Origin of the sequence: Caldisalinibacter kiritimatiensis, from assembly GCF_000387765.1 — a bacterium.
Taxonomy (GTDB): domain Bacteria; phylum Bacillota; class Clostridia; order Tissierellales; family Caldisalinibacteraceae; genus Caldisalinibacter; species Caldisalinibacter kiritimatiensis.
Window position 1 is genome coordinate 1 of record NZ_ARZA01000218.1, and the last position, 1678, is coordinate 1678.

The 1678-nt window shown below is 30.3% G+C and carries 2 protein-coding genes; both read right to left on the reverse strand.

The features are described from left to right. Nucleotides 1–262: 262 nt before the first annotated feature. Nucleotides 263–856, reverse strand: coding sequence for a DUF5317 domain-containing protein (locus L21TH_RS09815; RefSeq protein WP_006315080.1), 594 nt, complete (start codon nt 854–856; stop codon nt 263–265). Between the two features lie 208 nt (nt 857–1064). After that, nucleotides 1065–1598 (reverse strand): ribosome hibernation-promoting factor, HPF/YfiA family, encoded by a 534-nt coding sequence (gene hpf / locus L21TH_RS09820; RefSeq protein ID WP_006315082.1) that lies wholly within the window; start codon nt 1596–1598, stop codon nt 1065–1067. Nucleotides 1599–1678: the final 80 nt, after the last annotated feature.

Below are 1678 nucleotides of genomic sequence, written 5' to 3' on the forward strand. Positions count from 1 at the left end.
AAACAATCTATTCTTGAGGGCTAGCGCCCATTAAAATCTTTTAGATGCGAAACTTCTGATGTAATTAGAAATTACATTTAGCTACTAGGCACTTGGTGTTAGGTATTAGAGATATGATTCAATGTATAATGGAGAATTAGTTTCGCTATTCGCCACTCGCTGTTCGCTACAAGGCGTAAAAGAAGACATTTTATTTTACATTTTAAATTTTCAATTTTCAATTGTATTCCTGTACCCTGTATCCTGTCCCCTGTCCCCTAATTTATATTCTATGTCTATAGCTGAATCTAATCATACCTCCTCTATCTAACCCTTCATTTAACATTATGCTCTGTATAAAAATAAATAAACCTAAAGCAATCACCATGTCTCCTATACTCAATATATGTGGGAATGGATATGGCTCAGGAACTGTTATAATATCTCCTAAAAAACTATACTTTGTAGCTTCAGTTATAGGTTCATAAAGGGTCATCTTCCCCTGTTTTACAAGCTCAGCCATTTCTTTTAGTCCTGCTAATTCTAAACCCTCTACCGATACAGGTATCTTCCCCTTATTAGCAATAAAAGAAAATAAATTCAATGCTCCTCCAATTGCAATTACCCACAGTGACTTATATTTAAAATTAGATATTATTCCTATAAAAAGCAAAGCATAAGATATAATGTATAATTCCTTAGTATATTTTAAAACAAACTCAACTTCATTAATCGTTAAAAATACAATACCTAACTGCACAGCGATAGCTAATAAAAATATCCAAATACGCTTAAATCTTATATTAGTAAGTCGTCTTAACTTACCACCTCTTATAAAACCAATAACAACAGAACCCACTAAACTCTCTAAAAGCATAAAGTCACCCCCATTTATTCTTCATTAAATAACTTCTACAATAAAGATTAAATTCCTTTTAAAAAAATCAGCATAGCTGATTTTTAGGTAGAGGGTTTTTTTCAAATACTCTTTAGTATTTTAAATAATAGTAGTTTTTTTATTTATTGCATTATACAACAAAAAACTAAAGAGTGGAGAAAATCTCCACTCTTAATAAGTATCTATTTTAAAATTCAGGTTCAATTAACCCGTAATTTCCATCCTTTCTCTTATATACAACATTTACTTCATCAGTATCAGCATCTCTAAAAACAAAGAAATTATGTCCTAAAAGTTCCATCTGTAAAACAGCTTCCTCAGCATCCATTGGCTTTATAGCAAATCTCTTTGTCTTAACAATCTTATGCTCATCTTCTTTTTCTCCATTCTCTAATGGAGCTATATTTTCAAATCTAATAGTTTCCCCTAAGTGATTTCTTCTTTGTAACTTTGTTTTATGCTTTCTTATTTGTCTTTCTAATACTTCTATAGCCTCATCTATCGAATGATACATATCGTTTGATTTTTCTTCAGCTCTTAATATAGCACCATCAAACGGGATAGTAATTTCAATAATTTGACGTGTTTTTTCTACAATTAAAATTACTTTAGCTTCCACTTCCTTCGAGAAGTACTTATCCAGCTTACTTAGCTTTTTGTCTATCATATCCCTTAGTGCATCTGTAACATTGATGTTTTTTCCTGTAACAATAATTTTCATACGCTTCATCCCCTTTCTATGAGTTAAATTGATATTTTTAATATCAATTTAATCCTCATAACATATATTTAACATATATA